The following is a 14,971-nucleotide window of genomic DNA, read 5'->3' as shown; positions in this document are numbered from 1 at the left end:
GACGCTCGGCTGGGATACCCCAGCCGAGCGTCTACGTGATCTACTCACCACCTGAAACCAAGTGGTGTTGCGACGACCCCTTGAACCCAAGCGGATGCGTGGGGGCCTTTCGGGCGTGCGGCTCGGATGCCGGCTCAGCTGCGATCAGACGTTGAAGCCGAGGGCGCGAAGCTGCTCGCGGCCATCGTCGGTGATCTTGTCGGGGCCCCACGGGGGCATCCAGACCCAGTTGATCCGCAGCTCGTTGACGATGCCCTCGGTGGCCGACTTCGCCTGGTCCTCGATGACATCGGTCAGCGGACAGGCCGCCGACGTCAGCGTCATGTCGAGGGTGGCGATGTTGGCGTCGTCGATGTGGATGCCGTAGACGAGGCCCAGATTGACCACGTCGATGCCCAGCTCGGGGTCCACGACGTCGTACAGGGCCTCGCGGACCTCTTCCTCACTGGCCGGCTTGACGGCCGTTTCCACGTTGTCACTCATGCGATCTTCCCTTCGGCGCCCTCGCCCAGCGCCTGGGCGGTCGCGTCCTTCCACGCCATCCAGCTCAGCAGGGCACACTTCACCCGGGCCGGGTACTTGGAGACGCCGGCGAACGCGACCGCGTCCTCCAGCACCTCCTCCATCGCGTCGTCCGGCTCGGTCCTGCCCTTGGACTGCATCAGCTCCAGAAACGTCTCCTGGATCTTGCGCGCCTCGGCGATCTCCTTGCCGACCAGCAGCTCATTGAGCACGGACGCGCTGGCCTGGCTGATGGAACAGCCCTGGCCCTCGTAGCTGACGTCCTCAATGGTCTCGCCGTCGAGCCGCACCCGCAGGGTGATTTCGTCCCCGCATGTCGGATTGACGTGGTGTACCTCTGCGTCGCCGTCCCTCAGACCCCGCCCGTGCGGGTGCTTGTAGTGGTCCAGGATCACGTCCTGGTACATCGAATCAAGCTTCACGCGGCACGCCCCTACCCGAAGAAGTTGCGAACGTGCTCCAGGCCCTCGACCAAGGCGTCGACCTCGGCCGGGGTGGAGTACAGATAGAACGACGCTCGCGTGGTCGCGGGAATTCCGTACCGGAGGCAGACGGGCCGGGCGCAGTGGTGGCCGACCCGGACCGCGATGCCCTGCTCGTCGAGCACCTGACCCACATCGTGGGGGTGGATGTCGCCGAGCGTGAAGGAGATCGCGGCGCCGCGGTCCTCGGCCGTGGTCGGGCCGATGATCCGCAGGTCGGGGACGTCCAGGAGCCTGCGCACCGCGTACTCGGTGACCACGTGCTCATGGCGGGCGATGTTGTCCATGCCGATCGAGGTCAGATAGTCCACGGCCGCGCCGAGGCCGACGGCCTGGGCGATCGGGGGCGTACCGGCCTCGAACTTGTGCGGCGCGGGGGCGTAGGTGGACGAGTGCATCGAGACGGTCTCGATCATCTCGCCGCCGCCGAGGAACGGAGGCAGGTCCTCCAGCAGCTCCTGACGGCCCCACAGCACACCGATGCCCGTCGGGCCGCACATCTTGTGGCCGGTGAAGGCCACGAAGTCGGCCTGCAGCGCCTGCACGTCCATCGTCATGTGCGGGGCGGCCTGCGAGGCGTCGATGACGACGAGGGCGCCGACCTGCTGCGCCCGGCGGACGATCGCCTCGACCGGGTTGACCGTGCCCAGGATGTTGGAGACCAGCACGAACGAGACGACCTTGGTCTTCTCGGTGATGATCTCCTCGATGTTCGACAGGTCGAGACGGCCGTCGTCGGTGAGGCCGAACCACTTCAGCTTCGCGCCCGTGCGCTGCGCGAGCAGCTGCCAGGGGACGATGTTGGAGTGGTGCTCCATCTCCGTGATGACGATCTCGGTGTCGCTGTCCACGCGGTAGGGCTCATCGGCCCAACCCAGCATGTTGGCGACGAGGTTGAGCGACTCCGAGGCGTTCTTGGTGAAGATCACCTCGTCCCGGCTCGGCGCGTTGATGAAGGCGGCCACCTTGTCCCGGGCGCCTTCGTACAGCGCCGTGGCCTCCTCGGCGAGCACATGCACTCCGCGGTGCACGTTCGCGTTGTGCACCTCGTAGTACTCGCTGAGCACATCGAGCACCTGACGCGGCGTCTGTGACGTCGCCGCGTTGTCCAGGTACACGAGCTTCCTGCCGTCGTGGACCAGCCGGTCCAGGATCGGGAAGTCCTTGCGGATCGCCTCGGTGTCGAGGAGGCCCGGCAGCTGTGTCATGTCCCTGCGCCTCCGTATCCCCCGCCGAATCCCTCGCCGTCGAAACGGCCCCTGTCGTCGTCACTCACTCGTCGCGCCGCCCTTCACATAGGCCTCGTAGCCCTCTTCCTCCAGCTTGTCCGCGAGCTCGGGGCCACCGGACTCGGCGATCCGGCCCGCCGCGAAGACATGGACGTGGTCGGGCTTGATGTACCGCAGGATGCGCGTGTAGTGGGTGATCAGCAGGGTGCCGACCTCGCCGGTCTCACGGACGCGGTTGACGCCCTCGGAGACCACGCGCAGCGCGTCGACGTCCAGACCGGAGTCCGTCTCGTCGAGGATCGCGATACGGGGCTTCAACAGCTCGAGCTGGAGGATCTCGTGGCGCTTCTTCTCACCGCCGGAGAAGCCCTCGTTGACGTTCCGCTCGGCGAAGGAGGGGTCGATCGAAAGGCGCTCCATGGCCTCCTTGACCTCCTTCACCCAGGTGCGCAGCTTCGGCGCCTCGCCGCGGATGGCGGTGGCCGAGGTGCGCAGGAAGTTGGAGACGGAGACCCCGGGGACCTCCACGGGGTACTGCATGGCGAGGAAGACGCCCGCGCGGGCCCGCTCATCGACGGACATGGCCAGCACGTCCTCGCCGTCCAGGGTCACCGTGCCGCCGGTGACCTGGTACTTGGGGTGGCCCGCGAGCGAGTACGCCAGCGTGGACTTGCCGGAGCCGTTGGGGCCCATGATGGCGTGGGTCTCGCCCTGCTTCACGGTCAGGTCGACACCGCGCAGGATCTCGCGGGGGCCGCCTTCGGCCTCGACGGAGACGTGCAGGTCGTGGATCTCAAGCGTTGCCATGGGTGCCTCAGGACTCCTGGGTGACGGAGACGAGCACGTCGTCCCCTTCGATCTTTACGGGGTATACGGGGACGGGGCGCGTCGCGGGGAGGCCGGACGGCTTGCCGGTGCGCAGGTCGAAGCTGGAGCCGTGCAGCCAGCACTCGATCTGACAGTCCTCCACCTCGCCCTCGGACAGCGAGACGTTCGCATGCGAGCAGATGTCGTTGATCGCGAAGACCTCGCCCTCGGTGCGCACGACCGAGACGGGCACGCCGTCGAGCTCCACCCGCTTGGGGGTGTCGTCTTCCAGCTCGCTCAGCGAGCAGGCGCGTACGAAGGTCTGGCTCATGCGACGGACGCCTCCAGCTCGGCCTCGATCTGGGCGATCAGACGCTCCTCCAGCTCGGGGATGCCGATCTGCTGGACGAGCTCGGCGAAGAAGCCGCGGACGACAAGACGGCGGGCCTCGTCGGCCGGGATGCCGCGCGCCATCAGGTAGAACAGCTGCTCGTCCTCGAAGCGGCCGGTCGCGCTGGCGTGGCCGGCGCCGACGATCTCGCCGGTCTCGATCTCCAGGTTGGGCACCGAGTCGACGCGCGCGCCGTCGGTGAGGACGAGGTTGCGGTTGAGCTCGTAGGTGTCCGTGCCCTCCGCGGCGGCGCGGATCAGCACATCGCCGATCCAGACCGCGTGGGCGTCCTTGCCCTGCAGCGCGCCCTTGTAGGCCACGTTGCTGCGGCAGTGCGGGGTGTCGTGGTCGATGAAGAGCCGGTGCTCCTGGTGCTGGCCGTTGTCGGTGAAGTACAGGCCGTAGAGCTCGGCCTCACCGCCCGGGGCACCGTAGATGACCCGCGGGTGGAGGCGCACCACGTCGCCGCCGAAGGTGACGACCACGGACTTGAACATGGCGTCGCGGCCGACCAGCGCGGTGTGCTGCGCGGCGTGGACGGCGGTGTCGTCCCAGTCCTGGATCGAGACGACGGTGAGCTTGGCGCCGTCTCCGACCAGGAACTCCACATTGGCCGCGAGGGTGGCGTCTCCGGTGTGGTCGATGACCACGACGGCCTCGGCGAAGGCGCCGACCTCCACGACCTGGTGGCCGTAGGCGGTGCCGCCCTCTCCGTGCACGGAGATCCGCACGGGCTCGGTGAGCACGGTCTCCTTGGCGACGGAGACCACCGAGGCCTTCTCGAAGGAGCTGTACGCCTGGGCCGCGATCCGGTCGACCGGCTTGCCGGCCTTGCCCAGGCGCGGGTCCGTGCGGTCCACGGTCTCGACGGTGACGCCCTCGGGGGCGCTCACCTCGACCCGCAGCCCGCCGGTGGCCTCGGCGGTGCCGTCGTGCAGACCGCGCAGCCGCTCCAGAGGAGTGAACCGCCACTCCTCCTCACGGCCGTGCGGCACCGGGAAGTCGGCCACGTCGTACGACGCGATGGCGCCGACCCTCGCATCGGTGGGCTGGCCCACCTGGATGGCACCGTCCGTGGTGGATCCGGCCGGAATGGTTTCAGCCATGGCAGCTGTACAGCTCGCTTTCTGGTGACGTACCTCGGCCCTCCCTGGGGACGGCCGCCGCGGGTATCGGGGGAGGCGCCGGCGTCAGCCGACCGCGCCTTCCATCTGCAGCTCGATCAGCCGGTTGAGCTCCAGCGCGTACTCCATGGGAAGCTCGCGCGCGATCGGCTCGACGAAGCCGCGCACGATCATCGCCATGGCCTCGTCCTCGGACAGGCCGCGGCTCATCAGGTAGAACAGCTGGTCGTCGCTGACCTTGGAGACGGTCGCCTCGTGGCCCATCGACACGTCGTCCTCACGGACGTCCACATAGGGGTAGGTGTCCGAGCGCGAGATCGTGTCGACCAGCAGCGCGTCGCACAGCACATTGGACTTGGAGCCCTCGGCGCCCTCGCCGATCTCGATCAGACCGCGGTAGGAGGTGCGGCCGCCGCCGCGCGCCACCGACTTGGAGACGATGTTGGACGAGGTGCGGGGCGCCATGTGGACCATCTTGGCGCCGGCGTCCTGGTGCTGGCCCTCGCCCGCGAAGGCGATGGACAGGGTCTCGCCCTTGGCGTGCTCGCCCATCAGGTAGACGGCCGGGTACTTCATGGTCACCTTGGAGCCGATGTTGCCGTCGACCCACTCCATGGTCGCGCCCTCGTAGGCCACGGCGCGCTTGGTGACCAGGTTGTACACGTTGTTCGACCAGTTCTGGATGGTCGTGTAGCGGCAGCGGGCGCCCTTCTTGACGATGATCTCGACCACCGCGGAGTGCAGCGAGTCCGACTTGTAGATCGGCGCGGTGCAGCCCTCGACGTAGTGGACGTACGCGTCCTCGTCGACGATGATCAGCGTCCGCTCGAACTGGCCCATGTTCTCCGTGTTGATCCGGAAGTAGGCCTGCAGCGGGATCTCCACGTGCACGCCCTTCGGCACGTAGATGAACGAGCCGCCGGACCACACCGCCGTGTTCAGCGAGGCGAACTTGTTGTCGCCGGCCGGGATCACCGAGCCGAAGTACTCCTTGAAGAGCTCCGGGTGCTCCTTGAGGCCGGTGTCGGTGTCCAGGAAGATGACACCCTGCTCCTCGAGGTCCTCACGGATCTTGTGGTAGACGACCTCGGACTCGTACTGCGCGGCGACACCCGCGACGAGGCGCTGCTTCTCGGCCTCCGGGATGCCCAGCTTGTCGTACGTGTTCTTGATGTCCTCGGGCAGCTCTTCCCAGGAGGCGGCCTGCTGCTCCGTCGAGCGCACGAAGTACTTGATGTTGTCGAAGTCGATGCCGGTCAGGTCCGAGCCCCAGGTGGGCATGGGCTTCTTCTCGAAGAGCTTGAGGCCCTTCAGCCGGAGCTTCAGCATCCACTCCGGCTCGGACTTCTTCCCCGAGATGTCGCGGACGACGTCCTCGGAGAGGCCACGCTTGGCCGAGGCACCGGCCACATCGGAGTCGGCCCAGCCGTACTCGTAAGTGCCCAGCCCCTCGAGCTCGGGGTGAGCAGTCTCCGTGGGGAGAGTCATTCGGGGTTCCTCCCGGCCGTGCTGGCAGATGCTGTGGTGGTCTTGGTCTTGCTGGGGGTCTTGCTGGGGGACGCCTTCTCGGCCTTGCCGGTCCCCGGGATGTAGGTCGTGCACACCCCGTCGCCATGGGCGATGGTGGCCAGACGCTGCACATGAGTCCCGAGGAGCTGGGAGAAGACCTCGGTCTCCGCCTCGCACAGCTGCGGATACCGCTCGGCCGCGTGGGCGACCGGGCAGTGGTGCTGGCAGAGCTGTTCGCCGACCGGTGCGCTGCGCGCCGTAGCAGCGTACCCGTCCGCGGACAGTGCGCGGGCGAGGGCTTGGGCGCGACTCTCGGGCTCCGCGGCCTCGACGGCCTGGCGGTACGCCACGGCCTGGGCGGCGAGCCTGGCGCGCGCGAAGGCGGCGACCGCGGCCCGGCCCGCCTCGCCGCCGCCGGCGCTCTGCTCGATCCAGCGCAGGGCGTCCATGGCCAGCTCGTCATACGCCTGGTCGAACGCGTCGCGACCGCAGTCGGTGAGCGCGAAGACCTTGGCCGGGCGGCCGCGGCCCCGCGCCCCGTACACCCTCTTCTCGCGGGGCTCGACGACGCCGTCGGCGACGAGGGTGTCGAGGTGGCGGCGCACGGCCGCCTGGGTCAGCTCGAGCCGCAGGGCGAGCTCGGCCGCGGTGGACGGGCCGTGGTCGAGGATGGAGCGGGCGACCTTGTTGCGGGTGCCGTGCTGCTCGTCGGGCGCGGGCACGGGCACGGCAGATCGCGCGGCCGCCTCGACCGCGCGTCCCGCCGGAGCTTCGCTCGCGTATTTCACAACGCCATTGTTGCGTAATTCCCCGCGGAGGTACAAGCGGGGTCCTCCCGGTGGTCCGGTGGAGTGCGTCACTAAGGCACACCTAACCGGAATGCCGAGCCGGCCTGCGGAAACAGGGTCCGCCCCGCCCTGCCCTCCAGGCCCGCCCGGGCGATTCGTAGACTGCCGGGCATGCGAGAAGAGCCCGCGGTCGACATCGTCGGCCTCGTCAAGCGGTACGGCTCGAAGACCGCCGTGGACGGGCTCGACCTGTCCATCGCGCGCTCCTCCGTGACCGCCGTGCTCGGCCCCAACGGGGCAGGCAAGACCACCACCGTCGAGACCTGCGAGGGGTACCGCCGGCCCGACGCCGGCACGGTGCGCGTCCTCGGCCTCGACCCCGTCACCCAGGCCGCCGCACTGCGCCCGCGCATCGGCGTGATGCTGCAGTCCGGAGGGGTTTACTCCGGGGCGCGCGCAGAAGAGATGCTGCGCCACACCGCGGGCCTGCACGCCCATCCCGTCGACGTCGACCACCTCATGGAACGGCTCGGCCTCGGCTCCTGCGGCCGCACGACCTACCGGCGGCTCTCCGGCGGCCAGCAGCAGCGCCTGGCGCTCGCCATGGCCGTCGTCGGCCGCCCCGAACTCGTCTTCCTCGACGAGCCCACCGCCGGTCTCGACCCGCAGGCCCGGCGCGCCACCTGGGAGCTCGTCCGCGACCTGCGCCGGGATGGCGTGACCGTCGTGCTGACCACGCACTACATGGACGAGGCCGAAGAGCTCGCCGACGACGTCGCGATCGTCGACGGCGGCAAGGTGATCGCCCAGGGCAGCCCGGAGGAGCTGTGCCGCGGCGGAGCCGAGAACACCCTGCGCTTCAGCGGCCGCCCCGCGCTCGACCTGGCCTCGCTGCTCAAGGCGCTGCCCGCCGACTCCACGGCCGACGAGCTGACCCCCGGCTCGTACCGCGTCACCGGCAAGATCGACCCGCAGCTGCTGGCCACCGTCACCTCCTGGTGCGCCCAGAACGGCGTCCTGCCGGACCGGATCTCGGTCGAGCGGCACACCCTGGAGGACGTCTTCCTCGAGCTGACCGGCAAGGAGCTGCGCGCGTGACCGCCCCGGGAACCTTCACCCCGCAGCCGGGCGCCGCCCCGCTGCCCCGCATGATCCGCGCCCAGGCCACCCTGGAGACCCGGATGCTGCTGCGCAACGGCGAGCAGCTGCTGCTGACCGTGATCATCCCGTCCCTGCTGCTGGTGCTGTTCAGCAGCGTCGACATCGTCGACACGGGCTCGGACGGCAAGGCCGTGGACTTCCTGGCCCCCGGTGTCCTGGCGCTCGCCGTGCTGTCCACGGCCTTCACCGGCCAGGCCATCGCGACCGGCTTCGAGCGGCGGTACGGCGTCCTCAAGCGGCTCGGCGCCTCGCCGCTGCCGCGCTGGGCGCTGATGACCGCCAAGACCTGCTCGGTGCTGGTCACCGAGGTGCTGCAGGTCGCGCTGCTGACCGTGATCGCCCTGGCTCTCGGCTGGTCCCCGCACGGCAACCCGCTCACCGTCGCCCTGCTGCTGCTCCTCGGCACGGCCGCGTTCTCCGGCCTCGGCCTGCTGATGGCCGGCACCCTGAAGGCCGAGGCGACCCTCGCGGCGGCCAACCTGGTCTTCCTGCTGCTGCTCGTCGGCGGCGGGGTGATCGTGTCGCTGGACAAGTTCCCGGACGCGGTGCGCGGCGTGCTGCAGCTGCTGCCGATCTCCGCCCTGTCGGACGGGCTGCGGGACGTGCTGCGGGACGGGGCCGGGGTGCCGTGGAGGGACCTGGGGATCCTGGCGGTGTGGGCGGTGCTGGGGCTGGGGGCGGCGGCGCGCTGGTTCCGCTGGGAGTAGTGGGACCCCCGTACCGCCTCGTACTGCATGTCCGCGGGGACCCCCTCGTACTGCATCTTCACGGGGGAGCCGACTCCCCCCACACCCCCCTCGTGAAAAGCTGCACAAGCGCCCGCCTACGATGGGCGGCGTGCCCTCTTCGCTGAACCCCCTTGAGCAGATCGCCCGCCGCTGGCAGCCCTCCGCGCGCTTCGTGGAGCGCGCGGCGCTGGTCGCCGTGGTGATGACCGTGGTCATCGTGGTGACGGGCGGCGCGGTCCGGCTCACCCAGTCCGGGCTCGGCTGCCCGACCTGGCCGACCTGTACGAAGGACAGCCTGACGCCCACCCACGAGATGGGCATCAACGGAGCCATCGAGTTCGGCAACCGCATGCTGACGTATGTGCTGTGCGCGGTCGTCGGCGTGCTGATCATCGCGGCCCGCGCCCGTACCCCGGTGCGCCGCTCGCTCACCCGGCTCGGCTGGGCCCAGTTCTGGTTCGTGATGGGCAATGCCGTGGTCGGCGGCATCACGGTGCTCACCGGGCTCAACCCGTACATCGTCAGCTCGCACTTCCTCCTGGCCACCGCCCTGCTCGTGGTCACCGTGATCACCTGGCAGCGCACCCGCGAGGGCGACGGCGAGCCCCGCGATCTGGTCGCCCGCCCCATCCGCCAGCTGACCTGGCTGCTGGTCGGCGCGACCGGTGCGCTGATCCTCATCGGGACCGTGGTCAGCGGCGCCGGGCCGCACGCGGGCGACGCCCGCAAGGTGCACCGCATCCCGCTGGACTGGCAGGAGATCACCCAGCTGCACGTGGACTTCGTCTACATCGTGCTGGGCCTGAGCGCCGCCCTGTGGTTCACGCTGCGCGCGGTGAAGGCGCCGGCCGCTCTGCGCCGCCCCGTCGTCGAATTCCTCGTCGTGCTGCTCCTGCAGGGCGTGGTCGGCTACGTCCAGTACTTCACGCACCTGCCCGAGGTGGTCGTCGGCGTCCACATGTTCGGCTCCTGCCTGGTGCTGATCGCGGTGCAGCGGATCCTGCTCTCCCAGCGCGAGCGGGCCGAGCTTCCCGCCCCGGTCGCCACCCCCGCACCCGCCGCTCAGCCCGTGGCCGAGCCCGCCGCGTCCAGCCGGTAGACGCGGCGCGCGGTCCCGGCCGCGACGAGCGCGGCGATGCGCCGCGCCTCGGGCCGGGTGCAGACGCCGTCGGCGACCCATTCGGCCGCCAGCCGCGCCATGGACCGTACGAACAGCCGGGCGCCGGTCACATACAGCTCGGGCAGCGCCCGCGCCCCGGTCGAGAACAGCAGCTTGCCGAACGGCGCCTCGCCAAGGGTCTCCCCCGGCTGGGGCCCCGCGTCCGCGTACACATGCGCGAAGGCGGCGGCCAGCTGGGCGGCGCGGCGGTGGTGCGGCCGGCCGGGCAGCAGCACCAGGTCGGTCCCGGCGCCCGCGGTGGCGCGCAGAAATCCCGCGAGCGGCTGGGGATCGGCGCAGTGCAGCTGGACGGGCAGGCCGGTCGCGACGGCGCTCCACAGCAGATGCTGGAGGAGCGCCGGATCGGCGGGGCGGGCCCGCGGGGTGCGCCCGCCGAGCCAGCGGTCCGCCGCCCGCCGCACCTCCCGGGGGTCCGGCGGGGTCTCGTCGCAGAAGGTGAGGCCCACGGCGAAGGCGGTCGCGTGCTGGGCCGCGGCGTACAGGGCCTCCGCGGCGTTGCCGATGAACGAGTCGGCCGAGCCCGAGGTGTGCGCGACCTCCTCGGCCAGCGGCTCCAGCCGGATGACCTCGTGGACCGGGCCGTCCGCGGCCGCGGCCAGCTCGGCGGCCGAGGTGAGCTCGCCCGGCGCCCCCGACTCCAGCAGGAAGGCGCCGATGCCGGCGCCGCGCAACAGCAGCCGCCCGGCGCGGTAGGCGCCCAGCTCGCGGCGCCGGGCGAGATAGCGGACGGGGGAGCAGTGGGCCTCCAGGCCGAGGAGCGGGGGGCACCAGCGGCGTACGGCCAGGCCGGTCCAGCTGTCGAAGAAGGTGGTGCCCGCCGGGGCGGCGGCGCCGGAGCCCACGGCGGCGGCGAGATGGGCCTCGAACGAGCCGAGGCCGAGCTCGCTGTGGAGAGCGCCGTGGCTGTGCTGGTCGATGAGCGGCGGCAATCCCAGGGGGCGAGCGGCCTCGGAGGGTCTGTGTCCTGTTTCCGGGGCGGCCTCCGGGACGTCCGAGGCGGCCGGGTCGGCCGCAGTGCCCGTCGCCTCGTCCATCACCGCCGCCTCCTCGCCGTCGGGCATCGAAGGGCTTAACGGGCGAAACGGTATGAGGTGTCGCCGGGCCCGCCCCCGAGCCTGGCCCGCCTTGGCCTCGCCCGACAAGGGCGCACCGTCGGAGGTGGAGTGCGAGCCCTTGTGGACCGCGGAGGTCTTCCCCGGCCCCAGCCCACAAGAACGGTGCCGCGCCCACACCGGGCGCGGTACGCGGCCCGCGCCGGCGCACGCCCCGGGAGGGGCGGGCCGGGGGCGCGAGCCGCCGCGGCGCGGGCTACGCGTTGCTCGGGCCGCCGAGCTGGATACCGGCCATACGGGTCCACTCGTACGGGCCGGTGCGGACCTTCGCGGCGAGTTCGCCGTCGAAGTCGTCGTGCAGGGTGATCCCCGCGGTCTCCGCGGCGCGGCGGGCGGTCTCGTAGGAGGGGGCGACCAGGTTGCCCCAGTCGCCGTTGGCGCCGACCAGGGCGACGCGGACGGTGCCGCGCCCGATGTGGGCGAGCTGGCCCTCGGCGCTGCCGCCGTGGGACTGCGCGAAGGCCGTCATCTGGTGGGCGAGCCGCCTGGCCCGCTTCTCGGCCTTGGCCGACGCGGACTTGCTCGACGCGGACGTGCCCGGTGCGGACTCGTCCGACGGGCCTTCCGGGGCCGTCTGCGTGGTGTCTCCCATAAGGCCGATGCTACCGGCTGGTAATCAGCGCAGGAAGGGGTCCACGGCGACGGCGGCGAACAGCAGCGAGGCATAGGTGATGGACCAGTGGAACAGCCGCATCTCCTTGAGCTTCGCCCCCGTGATCCCGGCCTTGGCGCGCGCCTGGAGGCCGTGCGCCTCCTTGAGCCAGAACGCGCCCAGCACCGCGGCCACGGCGGGGTAGAACCAGCCGGTATAACCGAGCGGCCAGAGCAGCAGCGAGACGATGACCATGACCCAGCTGTAGAGGACGATCTGCCGGGCGACCGCCTTGTTGCCCGCGACCACGGGCATCATCGGCACGCCCACGCGCGCGTAGTCCTCCTTCACCTTCATGGACAGGGGCCAGTAGTGCGGCGGCGTCCAGAAGAAGATGACGAGGAACAGAATCAGCGCGGCCCAGGAGACCGTATTGGTGACGGCGGACCAGCCGATGAACACCGGCATACAGCCGGCGATGCCGCCCCACACGATGTTCTGCGCGGTACGCCGTTTGAGCCACATCGTGTAGACGACGACGTAGAAAACCAACGCGCCGAGCGACAAAATCGCGGACAGCGGATTGACCAGGAACCAGAACCAGGCCGTCGACCCGATCGCGAGCGCGAAGGCGAAGACCAGGCACTCGGCCGGCGAGACCATCCCGGTCACCAGTGGGCGGTGCGAGGTGCGGTCCATGAGCGCGTCGATGTCGCGGTCGTAATACATATTGAACGCGCCCGCGCCGCCGGCCGACAGATAGCCACCGACGCAGGTGGCGAGCACCAGCCATAGATCCGGGACGCCCTCGGCGGCCAGGAACATCACCGGCACCGTCGTCATCAGCAGCAGCTCGATGACACGCGGCTTGGTCAGTGCCACGAAAGCCTTGACGCGGGCACCGAGCGGCCGGTGGCTCCGGCTCGTATCGAGCACCCCCGCAGGACGGGAATCGACGGCCGTCACGCACACCCCTGGTAGAAGCAAGAACCAGCAAGCACCGGACATGAAGAGCCGGTAAAGACTTGCGCGTACCACGCCACTCTAGACGTTGCGGATACGCCGCCCGCCGCCGGGGTCGGCTCGTGTTCGCCGAGCTCACGACCCTCGGGGGAATGGCACATCTCCGGCATTCGTTCCCGGGATGTCGGGTACTCGCTCGAAAAGATGAGCGTTCTTCCAGGGGTAGGCTCGACAACGCCGGTGTGCGCATCGTCGCCGGGATATCGACATTTTGTGGAGAGGAGCCCTGACTCAGGGTGAGCACGAAGCCGACTACCACAGACCTCGAGTGGACCGATGTGGACCAGCGTGCCGTGGACACAGCACGCGTCCTGGCCGCGGATGCAGTGCAGAAGGTCGGCAACGGCCACCCCGGCACCGCCATGAGCCTGGCCCCCGCCGCATACCTGCTCTTCCAGAAGCTGATGCGGCACGACCCCTCCGACGCCGGATGGGTGGGCCGCGACCGGTTCGTCCTCTCCCCCGGGCACACCTCGCTGACCCTCTACGTCCAGCTGTACCTGGGCGGGTTCGGTCTGGAGCTGGAGGACCTGAAGTCGTTCCGCACCTGGGGCTCGCTGACCCCGGGCCACCCGGAGCACGGCCACACGGTCGGCGTCGAGACCACCACCGGCCCGCTGGGCCAGGGCATCGCCAACGCGGTCGGCATGGCGATGGCCGCCCGCTACGAGCGCGGTCTGTTCGACCCGGAGGCGCCCGAGGGCACCTCTCCCTTCGACCACACCATCTGGGCGATCGTCTCCGACGGCGACCTGGAGGAGGGCATCTCCGCTGAGGCCTCCTCGCTGGCCGGCCACCAGAAGCTCGGCAATCTGGTCGCGCTCTACGACGACAACCACATCTCGATCGAGGGCGACACCGCGACCGCCTTCTCCGAGGATGTGCTCAAGCGCTACGAGGCGTACGGCTGGCACGTCCAGCGCGTCGAGCAGGCGGAGAACGGCGACTTCGACGTCCACGCGCTGTACGCGGCGCTGAAGGCGGCGCAGGCCGAGACCGAGCGCCCCTCGATCATCGCCGCCCGCACCATCATCGCCTGGCCCGCGCCGAACGCGCAGAACACCGAGGCCGCCCACGGCTCGGCGCTCGGCGCCGACGAGGTCGCCGCCACCAAGCGCGTCCTGGGCTTCGACCCCGAGAAGGACTTCGAGGTCGAGGAGTCGGTCATCGCCCACTCCCGCTCCCTGGCCGACCGCGGCCGCGAGGCCCGCGCCGCCTGGGACAAGAAGCTCCAGGACTGGCGGAACAACAACCCCGAGCGCGCCGCCCAGTTCGACCGGATCACCGCCGGTGAGCTGCCCGAGGGCTGGGACAAGGCGATCCCGGTCTTCGAGCCGGGCAAGGACGTGGCCACCCGCAAGGCCTCCGGCCAGGTCCTCAAGGCGCTCGGCGGGGTGCTCCCCGAGCTGTGGGGCGGCTCCGCCGACCTCGCGGGCTCGAACAACACCACCATCGACGCGTCCTCGTCCTTCCTCCCGAAGGACAACCCGCTGCCCGAGGCCGACCCGTACGGCCGTACGGTGCACTTCGGCATCCGCGAGCACGCCATGGGCTCGACCATGAACGGCATCGCGCTGCACGGCAACACCCGTATCTACGGCGGCACCTTCCTGGTCTTCTCCGACTACATGCGCCCCGCCGTCCGTCTCGCCGCCCTGATGAAGCTCCCCGTCACCTATGTGTGGACGCACGACTCCATCGGCCTGGGTGAGGACGGCCCGACCCACCAGCCGGTCGAGCACCTGTCCGCGCTGCGCGCCATCCCGGGCCTGAACATCGTCCGCCCTGCCGACGCCAACGAGACCGCCATCGTCTGGCGCGAGATCACCCGCCGCCACAGCGACAAGCCGGCTCCCCACGGCATCGCGCTGACCCGGCAGAACGTGCCGACGTACGACGTCAACGAGGACGCCGCCAAGGGCGGCTACGTCCTGGCCGAGGCCGAGGGCGGCACCCCGCAGGTGATCCTCATCGGCACCGGGTCCGAGGTGCAGCTCGCCGTCGAGGCGCGCGAGCAGCTGCAGGCCGCCGGGGTCCCGACCCGCGTGGTCTCGATGCCCTCGGTCGAGTGGTTCGAGGAGCAGGACCAGGCGTACCGGGACAGCGTGCTGCCGCCGTCGGTGAAGGCCCGGGTGGCGGTCGAGGCGGGCATCGGCCTGACCTGGCACCGCTTCGTGGGCGAGGCCGGCCGCATCGTCTCCCTCGAGCACTTCGGCGCCTCCGCCGACTACAAGGTGCTCTACCGGGAGTTCGGCCTGACCTCGGAAGCCGTCGTCGCCGCCGCCCGCGAGTCGCTTGAGACCGCCGGGCACTGACGCCGTAT

Annotated in this window: 15 protein-coding genes; 4 read left to right on the top strand and 11 right to left on the bottom strand. The window is 70.4% G+C overall.

Going from position 1 to position 14,971, the window contains the following annotated elements; all coding sequences use genetic code 11:
• Positions 1-144: 144 nt before the first annotated feature.
• The 8 genes from ACFZDL_RS12720 to ACFZDL_RS12685 form a co-directional block, all read right to left on the bottom strand.
• The gene (locus ACFZDL_RS12720; protein WP_311724918.1) at positions 145-483 is read right to left on the bottom strand and encodes a metal-sulfur cluster assembly factor; all 339 of its coding nucleotides are present in this window, start codon (positions 481-483) and stop codon (positions 145-147) included.
• On the bottom strand, positions 480-944 hold the full coding sequence (gene sufU / locus ACFZDL_RS12715) for a Fe-S cluster assembly sulfur transfer protein SufU (RefSeq protein ID WP_353593055.1): 465 nt from the start codon (positions 942-944) through the stop codon (positions 480-482). The genes ACFZDL_RS12720 and sufU overlap by 4 nt, the downstream gene beginning before the upstream one ends.
• Before the next feature lie 11 nt (positions 945-955).
• Entirely contained in the window at positions 956-2,212 is a 1,257-nt protein-coding gene (locus tag ACFZDL_RS12710; RefSeq protein ID WP_353593054.1) for a cysteine desulfurase, read from the bottom strand.
• 60 nt (positions 2,213-2,272) lie between these two features.
• Positions 2,273-3,040 carry a Fe-S cluster assembly ATPase SufC gene (gene sufC / locus ACFZDL_RS12705; protein ID WP_353593053.1) on the bottom strand — a complete coding sequence of 256 codons (768 nt, stop codon included), beginning with the start codon at positions 3,038-3,040 and terminating at the stop codon, positions 2,273-2,275.
• Positions 3,041-3,047: 7 nt separating this feature from the next.
• Entirely contained in the window at positions 3,048-3,371 is a 324-nt protein-coding gene (locus ACFZDL_RS12700) for a bifunctional 3-phenylpropionate/cinnamic acid dioxygenase ferredoxin subunit (protein WP_353593052.1), read from the bottom strand.
• Positions 3,368-4,537 (bottom strand): Fe-S cluster assembly protein SufD, encoded by a 1,170-nt coding sequence (gene sufD, locus ACFZDL_RS12695; RefSeq protein WP_353593051.1) that lies wholly within the window; start codon positions 4,535-4,537, stop codon positions 3,368-3,370. The genes ACFZDL_RS12700 and sufD overlap by 4 nt, the downstream gene beginning before the upstream one ends.
• A gap of 84 nt (positions 4,538-4,621) precedes the next feature.
• Positions 4,622-6,043 (bottom strand): Fe-S cluster assembly protein SufB, encoded by a 1,422-nt coding sequence (gene sufB / locus ACFZDL_RS12690; RefSeq protein WP_353593050.1) that lies wholly within the window; start codon positions 6,041-6,043, stop codon positions 4,622-4,624.
• Positions 6,040-6,852 carry an ArsR family transcriptional regulator gene (locus ACFZDL_RS12685; RefSeq protein WP_391191029.1) on the bottom strand — a complete coding sequence of 271 codons (813 nt, stop codon included), beginning with the start codon at positions 6,850-6,852 and terminating at the stop codon, positions 6,040-6,042. Before ACFZDL_RS12685 ends, sufB begins: the two co-directional genes overlap by 4 nt.
• A 171-nt stretch (positions 6,853-7,023) precedes the next feature.
• On the opposite strand from ACFZDL_RS12685, the gene ACFZDL_RS12680 reads away from it, so the two are divergent.
• The 3 genes from ACFZDL_RS12680 to ACFZDL_RS12670 all read left to right on the top strand — a co-directional run bounded on the left by ACFZDL_RS12680 (position 7,024) and on the right by ACFZDL_RS12670 (position 9,840).
• On the top strand, positions 7,024-7,950 hold the full coding sequence (locus ACFZDL_RS12680) for an ABC transporter ATP-binding protein (RefSeq protein WP_353593049.1): 927 nt from the start codon (positions 7,024-7,026) through the stop codon (positions 7,948-7,950).
• The gene (locus ACFZDL_RS12675; protein WP_353593048.1) at positions 7,947-8,720 is read left to right on the top strand and encodes an ABC transporter permease; all 774 of its coding nucleotides are present in this window, start codon (positions 7,947-7,949) and stop codon (positions 8,718-8,720) included. Before ACFZDL_RS12680 ends, ACFZDL_RS12675 begins: the two co-directional genes overlap by 4 nt.
• A gap of 130 nt (positions 8,721-8,850) precedes the next feature.
• Complete coding sequence (locus tag ACFZDL_RS12670) at positions 8,851-9,840, top strand: COX15/CtaA family protein (protein WP_353593047.1); 990 nt, start codon at positions 8,851-8,853, stop codon at positions 9,838-9,840.
• Here ACFZDL_RS12670 and ACFZDL_RS12665 read toward each other — a convergent pair.
• The 3 genes from ACFZDL_RS12665 to ACFZDL_RS12655 all read right to left on the bottom strand — a co-directional run bounded on the left by ACFZDL_RS12665 (position 9,804) and on the right by ACFZDL_RS12655 (position 12,507).
• Positions 9,804-10,982, bottom strand: a complete 1,179-nt coding sequence (locus ACFZDL_RS12665; RefSeq protein ID WP_353593046.1) for an amidohydrolase — start codon at positions 10,980-10,982, stop codon at positions 9,804-9,806. The genes ACFZDL_RS12670 and ACFZDL_RS12665 overlap by 37 nt on opposite strands.
• Before the next feature lie 247 nt (positions 10,983-11,229).
• Positions 11,230-11,625 carry a hypothetical protein gene (locus ACFZDL_RS12660; protein ID WP_353593045.1) on the bottom strand — a complete coding sequence of 132 codons (396 nt, stop codon included), beginning with the start codon at positions 11,623-11,625 and terminating at the stop codon, positions 11,230-11,232.
• A gap of 24 nt (positions 11,626-11,649) precedes the next feature.
• Positions 11,650-12,507: a heme o synthase gene (locus ACFZDL_RS12655; RefSeq protein WP_353593044.1), complete on the bottom strand. Its 858-nt coding sequence runs from the start codon at positions 12,505-12,507 to the stop codon at positions 11,650-11,652.
• A 377-nt stretch (positions 12,508-12,884) separates the two neighbouring features.
• On the opposite strand from ACFZDL_RS12655, the gene tkt reads away from it, so the two are divergent.
• Entirely contained in the window at positions 12,885-14,963 is a 2,079-nt protein-coding gene (tkt, locus tag ACFZDL_RS12650) for a transketolase (protein WP_353593043.1), read from the top strand.
• Positions 14,964-14,971 lie beyond the last annotated feature (8 nt).

This window comes from Streptomyces sp. NPDC007917 (assembly GCF_042959105.1).
In the GTDB taxonomy this organism is placed as follows: domain Bacteria; phylum Actinomycetota; class Actinomycetes; order Streptomycetales; family Streptomycetaceae; genus Streptomyces.
This window is presented reverse-complemented; position numbering and strand designations above follow the sequence as displayed.

Bases quoted from the DNA above. Each gene is read 5' to 3' on its own strand.
- ACFZDL_RS12680 (WP_353593049.1), top strand. From the start codon at position 7,024: ATGCGAGAAGAGCCCGCGGTCGACATCGTCGGCCTCGTCAAGCGGTAC.
- sufC (WP_353593053.1), bottom strand. From the start codon at position 3,040: ATGGCAACGCTTGAGATCCACGACCTGCACGTCTCCGTCGAGGCCGAA.
- sufB (WP_353593050.1), bottom strand. From the start codon at position 6,043: ATGACTCTCCCCACGGAGACTGCTCACCCCGAGCTCGAGGGGCTGGGC.
- ACFZDL_RS12720 (WP_311724918.1), bottom strand. From the start codon at position 483: ATGAGTGACAACGTGGAAACGGCCGTCAAGCCGGCCAGTGAGGAAGAG.
- ACFZDL_RS12660 (WP_353593045.1), bottom strand. From the start codon at position 11,625: ATGGGAGACACCACGCAGACGGCCCCGGAAGGCCCGTCGGACGAGTCC.
- ACFZDL_RS12700 (WP_353593052.1), bottom strand. From the start codon at position 3,371: ATGAGCCAGACCTTCGTACGCGCCTGCTCGCTGAGCGAGCTGGAAGAC.
- sufD (WP_353593051.1), bottom strand. From the start codon at position 4,537: ATGGCTGAAACCATTCCGGCCGGATCCACCACGGACGGTGCCATCCAG.
- ACFZDL_RS12665 (WP_353593046.1), bottom strand. From the start codon at position 10,982: ATGCCCGACGGCGAGGAGGCGGCGGTGATGGACGAGGCGACGGGCACT.
- ACFZDL_RS12710 (WP_353593054.1), bottom strand. From the start codon at position 2,212: ATGACACAGCTGCCGGGCCTCCTCGACACCGAGGCGATCCGCAAGGAC.